A 6,499-nucleotide genomic window follows, 5' to 3' on the forward strand; every position below is an offset into this window, starting at 1 on the left:
CGGCTTGTCTTCTATATACTATGCACGGGAGATGTATTTGCCTTCGCGAGTATCGATCAGCAGTACGTCGCCTTCATTGATGAACAATGGAACTTGAACGTTCAGGCCTGTTTCGACTTTAGCATTCTTAGTCGCACCTTGCGCCGTATTGCCTTTAACGGCTGCGTCTGTCTCAACAACTTTCAGCTCAACGCTGTTCGGCATTTGGATACCGATGATTTCGCCTTGGTAGCTGGAGATGTTTACGTTCATGTTCTCTTTCAGGAAGTTCAGTTCCCACTCGAGCTGTTTGTAATCCAGACCGAATTGGTCGTAAGTTTCGTTATCCATGAAAGTGTACTCATCGCCGGAATTGTACAAGTATTGCACTTCGCGGTTCTCGATGATTGCGCGGCCGATTGTTTCGCCTGCACGGAACGTTTTCTCGACAACGTTGCCGTTGCGGAGGTTTTTCAATTTGGAACGGACGAATGCCGCGCCCTTACCTGGTTTTACGTGCTGGAATTCGGTAACCGAGAAAATATCGCCGTCCACTTCGACGGTCAAACCTGTTTTGAAATCGTTAACTGAAACTGTCACTTCAAATTCCCTCCTGAAATAGCTGCTTTAATAGTCCTTAACCCAGAGTAATTAATTGTTTCGGGGATGAGGTTAATATTTTAATACCGGATTCCGTAATGACGATATCATCTTCGATCCGTACTCCGCCAAAGCCGGGGAGATAGATGCCGGGTTCAACCGTCACGGTCATTCCGGGGGTTAAAATCGTATCGCTGTTTCTTGCAAGGCGCGGATACTCGTGAATTTCCATGCCGAGTCCGTGGCCTGTGCTATGGCCGAACTTGTCGCCATAACCGTACTTCGTAATGATATCGCGGGTAAGCGCGTCGGCCTCGTGGCCGGTCATGCCCGGACGAATGTTCTCGAGAGCATGAAGCTGGGCTTCCAGCACGATATCGTAGATTTCGCGATGCTTATCGGTAGGAGTTCCAACGACAACCGTACGGGTGAGGTCGGAACAGTATCCTTTGTAATAAGCGCCGAAATCAAGCTTTACAAACTCATTATTGCCAATAACCCGCTCGCTAGCCACGCCATGCGGCAATGCGGAACGTTCGCCGGACGCTACAATCGTATCGAAGGAGGATGAAGTCGCCCCATGGCTCCTCATATACATCTCCATCTCAAGCGCAATGTCGCTTTCTTTCATGCCGGGTCTGATAATGTTCTGCACGTGGCGGAACGTGGCATCGGCCAGATCGGCCGCTTCCTGCATAATTTGCAGCTCCGCGTCGTCCTTAATCATGCGCAGATTCTCGACAAGACCGGATACCGGCGTCAGCTTGATATCGCCTAAAGCCTCGCTCCAAGCCGCATACTGGCTGTACACGACCTGATCCTGTTCAAACGCCGCGCTTCGGATTCCTTTGCCTGCCAGCAAATCGCGGATATCCCCGATGACTTTCGATCCATGCTCAACTACCTGAAATGAAGGCGCCTGCTGGGGTGCCTGTGTCATATAACGGAAATCCGTAAACAGGAACTGCTCCTGCCCGGTAATAACAACCGTTCCGGATGATCCCGTAAATCCGCTGAGATAACGACGGTTATGCTCGCTTCCGATAATGATCGCTTCAAGGTTTTGTTCGGCCATGACTTGTCTCAGCCGGTTAACTCTTTCGAGTGTCATGTTACTCTCCCCTTTCACGCTGCACCATTTTGAAGCTTTGCAACAAGCGCTGCAAGTCCAAGCTCATAGCTTTGACCGCCAAAGCCTGCGATTTGGCCAATCGCAACGGGCGCAATGACCGATACATGACGGAAGGATTCACGTTTATGTATATTGGACAAATGCACCTCAACCACCGGCAAAGCTACCGTGCTTAACGCGTCTCTCAGCGCGTAGCTGTAATGCGTTAATGCACCCGGATTAATGAGTATACCATCCGCCTGTCCAAATGCGCTATGTATCCGGTCAATAAGAGCACCCTCGTGATTGGATTGGAAAAAATCCAGCTCCACGTCGAGCTGCAAAGCTTGCTCGCGCAATTTCGCTTCGATCTGGGCCAGCGTCTCCGTGCCGTAAACACCTGGCTCTCGTACGCCAAGCATATTTAAGTTAGGCCCGTTTAAAACAACAATTCTAAGCAATTTCGCACCTCCCAATCAGCCGAATCTTGCATTTAGCCAAAGATCATTAGCCATTTTACCACATATGACCGCTTCTTGAGAAGTCGCAACCTGCTTAATGCGCGCCTAACGGTTCCCGCGATGCTTCGTCGGTAAATTCGAAGGCGATGGAATAGCCGATAAAGAGCCCCCATAGGAGGAAAATGCACAACTCGGAGAACAGCGTATTCCAACCTGCAACCGTAATTTGACGGGACATGCCGAGTACCGGACCAAGCAGCAGAAAAATGACCGCCCACCATGCAAGACCGTACAATACGCCCGGCCACGGCCCTCTCAGCCGGCCTAACAGCACCTTGTACAGCAGAGCAGCCAGAACGGAAAATACGATATAGCTTGCAATGCCAACGACGATTCCCCAGCCTGTCTTTAAATAAGTAGATTTAAAGAACGGGTCGGCCAACATGCCCGGAAGCTCGGTCGTAAATTTCAATTCGTAAAAGAGCCAGCGGAGGATTCCCCAGATCAATCCCGCAAAAAAACCGATCATGCTGCTGAACAGCCAGGGGTTCGTATGATGCTGACCACCGTACTCGCTTTTGCGATGATCCTGGCCTTTCTTGCCATTGCTAATGCTTTTTTCGTTCGTTACCGCCATGCGTATGCCTCCATTCATGATCCGCTTAAAGTCTTCTGCTAGTATGCGACTTTAGCGCCGCGGATAACCAAGATGATGGCGTTGGCAAATCCATTAGCGATCAAGTACAATAGACGTATACCTTTCGTCACCTGATCGGGACGATACTATTAAGGAAGGTGACAAGCTCTTGTCTCAAAACACTACAAGCATTTACGGCGGACAAGCTGTGATCGAAGGCGTCATGTTCGCAGGCAAGCATGTAAATGTAACCGCTGTACGCAGAAAAAACGATGAGATCGTTTTTTACGAGGTGCCCCGCACGACGCAGCGGTGGATCCAGGTTCTCAAGAAAATCCCTCTCGTCCGTGGTTTTGTAGGGATTATTGATTCCAGCGCCAAGGGCTCCCAGCATTTGAATTTCTCCATGGAGGCCTATGCGGAGGACGAGACATCGGATATGTCCGAGGCGGATAAAGCCGCAGCCCAGAAAAAAGAAAAATCCGGCTGGAGCCTGGGCATGATTGTAGGCGTTGCCGCCGCAGGCGTTATCTCCTTTATATTCGGCAAGCTGCTTCTGACCGCGGCGCCGGCAGCGATCGAAAGTTTGCTGTTCGAGAATGTATTCGAGAACAAAGTTGGTCATAATCTGTTAGAAGGACTTATTAAACTCATCATGCTTCTTGCGTACCTGTACCTCATGTCGATGACGCCGCTCATCAAACGTTTGTTCCAATACCACGGCGCCGAGCATAAGGTTATCAGCGCATACGAAGCAGGCGAGGAACTAACCGTCGCCAACGTTCAGAAGTACAGCAGGCTTCATTACCGCTGCGGCAGCAGCTTTATCATTTTTACCGTTATCGTAGGGGTGATCATCTACTCCCTGCCAATCTTTGAATGGCATAGCATCTGGGAACGCGTCTATATCCGGATTTTGCTTCTGCCGGTTACCTTGGGTATCTCTTACGAAGTACTCCGCTGGACAAATGCCTTGCGCGATGTGCCGGTACTGCGTTACCTGGGTTATCCTGGGCTATGGCTTCAGCTATTGACCACAAAAGAACCCAAGGATGATCAAGTTGCCGTATCTATCGCCTCCTTCAACCGGATGCGCGAGCTCGATAAGCAAATGAGCATCAAAGCTTAAATCTATTCCAACATAAAGGACAGGTGATATTATGCCGCGGAGATGGAACGCATCGTCAATTATCGTGCTGACGCTACTGGCAATCGGGATTTTGTACGGAATCGGACAGCATCTTACTTCGTTTCTAATTCCCATCATTGTGCTGGGCGGCATTTTCCTGCTGTATAAATATCCGCCTAACACATGGGGTACCCGTGTCCGGGTCAGACAGCAGCCTCATGTGAAACAAACCAGAACGACCCCTCGGCAAAAACCGAAGTCCCGCCGGGCGCCGTTCCGCGTTATCGATGGCGGCAAAGATGACGATGATCTGCCGAAATATCACTGACGGAAGCCTTCAAAAAACTGCGTTGCTGCCTTGAAGCCGGAATGGAACAGCTTTTCCGCCATCCCTTCAGGCAAATGGAACTGAGTAGTCCGGACACCTAGCGTAGGTATTTTCACCGTCCGGTCACGCGCGTATTTCTTGATATAACGCTCGTCATGAGCTTGCATCATCGTCTCGAATATCGCTTCAAGCATTGTCAACGGACCGCGTATTTCATGCGGTTCGTTGTCGTTTTTACCGACCATTTGGAAGCCTACCGTCGGAACCGGATTTGTCCTTCCCGCCTGCTCCTTATCAAACAGCCACAACGGAAAATTACTCAATAAGCCCCCGTCCACAATATAAGCCTGATGCAGCTGCGCTTTCTCTTTCCCTTTATTCGTTAAGGAATGAAGCTTCGAGTAACGGATTACGACCGGGTCGAAGAAATAGGGAATGCTGGCGCTCATCCGGACCGCCCGGGCAACGCTGAGTTTTTTCGGATCCATGCCATAGATCTTTACATCCTCCGGCAGGACAAGCAGTCTCCCGTTCGTAATATCCGAAGCTACGATTCGAAGCTTGCATTCCGGCAAATCCCCAAACGTCTTTATCCCCTTTGCTTCCAGCAAGCATGAAATCCAATATTCAAGCGCTTCGCCGCTATAAAGCCCCTTTTTGATAAGCACCCTTAATGCAGGGCTGATGACCTTTAGGTTAAAAATAAACGACCTTTTCAGAAACGACGAGAACGGCGTATTCTCCACGATCCGCTTGATGTCGAGACCGCTGTAATTTGCCGCTATCAGCGCGGAAATGATGGCCCCGCTTGATGTACCCGCCACCTGATTAAATTGAATTCCCTGCATCTCCGCAGCCCTGACCGCGCCTGCCAGCGATATCCCCTTCACTCCTCCGCCTTCGAACACTGCATTAATCTTCACTTCCGCATCCTCCGGACAACGGAAGCAGTGTCAAATCCGGCTTCCATCAGAAGTATATATGCGAAGAAGAATTGTCTACATGTTAGCGTTGTGAGAAAATATAGCGAAGAACCATTTACTCTGCAAGGCTGACGGGAGTTGCCTGGTCCGATGATTTTTCTGGAAAGTGGAATAAAGAATTGTCCGGGGAAAAGAGAAACTCCATGTTCTGCATTTCGTATGAACATGCCGAACTCGTCTCCATGTTAAAATCCTTTCGGACGGATCTATTGGATTTTTACTAGTATTCCTTTGAGCAGACCTTTCATATGGTTGGGGATAAGCTTAACCGGAAGTTATTCTCTCAATACTGCAAATGGTTTAAGCTAGAAGATACTATATAGACATCGGAGATTAGACAATGGGCTTTCATGATATAAAAGAACAAATTATAAGCTGCCGGGACTGCGCGCAGAAGTTCGGATTCACTCCTCATCCCGTCTTCCACGGAAAAGCGCACTCGAAGATCATGCAGATCGGTCAAGCTCCCTCCAAAAGGGTGCATGAGAGCGGCTTGCCGTTTAATGACCCTTCGGGAGCAAAGCTAAAGTATCAATGGTATCAAATTACGGATGAAATTTTCTACAATGAGGACAACTTCTACATGACCGGGCTCGCGCATTGCTTTCCCGGCAAGCATCCTAAAGGCGGAGACAACCCTCCACCGCTTGCTTGCGCGAATAAATGGCTCGCCCAAGAGATGGATATGGTGGACAACGAGATCTATATCGTCATCGGTGCCAGAGCGGCTAAGTATTTATTTCCGAAAGAAAGTTTTGAAGACTTGGTTCTCAAAAACTATCGGATTAACGGCAAGCCAACCATCGTGCTCCCCCATCCTTCTCCGCTTAATGTGAGGTGGTTCAAAACCCATCCATCGTTCGAAGAGAAAAGGGTGCCGGAGATCAAGAAAATGGTATGGGATGTACTTGGCCTTAAAGAGACCGATATTTAGATTGCATATTATGCAGTCTATTGGTCCTATACACTCTATTCAGCTTGGTTCCATTGCACTTTTTGCAGGATATTCAGTTGAAAGCCGTCCTATTGGGCGAGAAGCTGCGCAATATGCTGCATAACGTACACCATAATTCCGAAAATCTCCTATTAACTGGAAAGACCGTTGCATTTTATGCAGGGTATCCGACTATTGAGCACTACGCCCGCAGTTAAATCGGCGGGCTGTTTCTATATTGCCTTATGGCAGCCAGCTGGGCTTCGGCCGCCTCCCTTTGCCCTTCCCCCAAAAAAGCTCGCCGATTTAGCGGCGGGCTTTTTAATGTTGTCTACAG

The 6,499-nt window shown here is 49.2% G+C and carries 8 protein-coding genes; 3 read left to right on the top strand and 5 right to left on the bottom strand.

The features are described 5' to 3' along the window. Positions 1-18 precede the first annotated feature (18 nt). From efp to PGL01S_RS10840, 4 genes are all read right to left on the bottom strand, one after another. Positions 19-579, bottom strand: a complete 561-nt coding sequence (gene efp, locus PGL01S_RS10825) for an elongation factor P (protein ID WP_127494388.1) — start codon at positions 577-579, stop codon at positions 19-21. Positions 580-616: 37 nt separating this feature from the next. After that, a complete protein-coding gene (locus PGL01S_RS10830) occupies positions 617-1,690 on the bottom strand; it encodes a M24 family metallopeptidase (RefSeq protein ID WP_127494390.1) in 1,074 nt (357 codons plus the stop codon). Between the two features lie 14 nt (positions 1,691-1,704). Next, positions 1,705-2,151, bottom strand: coding sequence for a type II 3-dehydroquinate dehydratase (gene aroQ, locus PGL01S_RS10835; RefSeq protein WP_127494392.1), 447 nt, complete (start codon positions 2,149-2,151; stop codon positions 1,705-1,707). Positions 2,152-2,245: 94 nt separating this feature from the next. Then, positions 2,246-2,788, bottom strand: a complete 543-nt coding sequence (locus PGL01S_RS10840) for a YqhR family membrane protein (protein ID WP_127494394.1) — start codon at positions 2,786-2,788, stop codon at positions 2,246-2,248. 223 nt (positions 2,789-3,011) lie between these two features. Here PGL01S_RS10840 and PGL01S_RS10845 point away from each other — a divergent pair, with 223 nt between their 5' ends. After that, positions 3,012-3,917, top strand: coding sequence for a DUF1385 domain-containing protein (locus PGL01S_RS10845; protein ID WP_127494414.1), 906 nt, complete (start codon positions 3,012-3,014; stop codon positions 3,915-3,917). A 31-nt stretch (positions 3,918-3,948) separates the two neighbouring features. Beyond that, positions 3,949-4,245, top strand: coding sequence for a hypothetical protein (locus PGL01S_RS10850; protein ID WP_127494396.1), 297 nt, complete (start codon positions 3,949-3,951; stop codon positions 4,243-4,245). Here PGL01S_RS10850 and PGL01S_RS10855 read toward each other — a convergent pair. Next, a complete protein-coding gene (locus PGL01S_RS10855; protein ID WP_127494398.1) occupies positions 4,239-5,168 on the bottom strand; it encodes a patatin-like phospholipase family protein in 930 nt (309 codons plus the stop codon). The two genes, PGL01S_RS10850 and PGL01S_RS10855, sit on opposite strands and share 7 nt — an antisense overlap. Positions 5,169-5,568: 400 nt before the next feature. On the opposite strand from PGL01S_RS10855, the gene PGL01S_RS10860 reads away from it, so the two are divergent. Continuing rightward, positions 5,569-6,162 carry a uracil-DNA glycosylase family protein gene (locus PGL01S_RS10860; protein WP_127494400.1) on the top strand — a complete coding sequence of 198 codons (594 nt, stop codon included), beginning with the start codon at positions 5,569-5,571 and terminating at the stop codon, positions 6,160-6,162. Positions 6,163-6,499 lie beyond the last annotated feature (337 nt).

It is taken from the genome of Paenibacillus glycanilyticus NBRC 16618 (assembly GCF_004000805.1).
Classification (GTDB): Bacteria; Bacillota; Bacilli; order Paenibacillales; family Paenibacillaceae; genus Pristimantibacillus; species Pristimantibacillus glycanilyticus.

Excerpts from the sequence above, each read along its gene's own strand:
- PGL01S_RS10840 (WP_127494394.1), bottom strand. The coding sequence starts at position 2,788 with ATGGCGGTAACGAACGAAAAAAGCATTAGCAATGGCAAGAAAGGCCAG.
- PGL01S_RS10860 (WP_127494400.1), top strand. The coding sequence starts at position 5,569 with ATGGGCTTTCATGATATAAAAGAACAAATTATAAGCTGCCGGGACTGC.
- PGL01S_RS10850 (WP_127494396.1), top strand. The coding sequence starts at position 3,949 with ATGCCGCGGAGATGGAACGCATCGTCAATTATCGTGCTGACGCTACTG.
- PGL01S_RS10830 (WP_127494390.1), bottom strand. The coding sequence starts at position 1,690 with ATGACACTCGAAAGAGTTAACCGGCTGAGACAAGTCATGGCCGAACAA.
- PGL01S_RS10845 (WP_127494414.1), top strand. The coding sequence starts at position 3,012 with ATGTTCGCAGGCAAGCATGTAAATGTAACCGCTGTACGCAGAAAAAAC.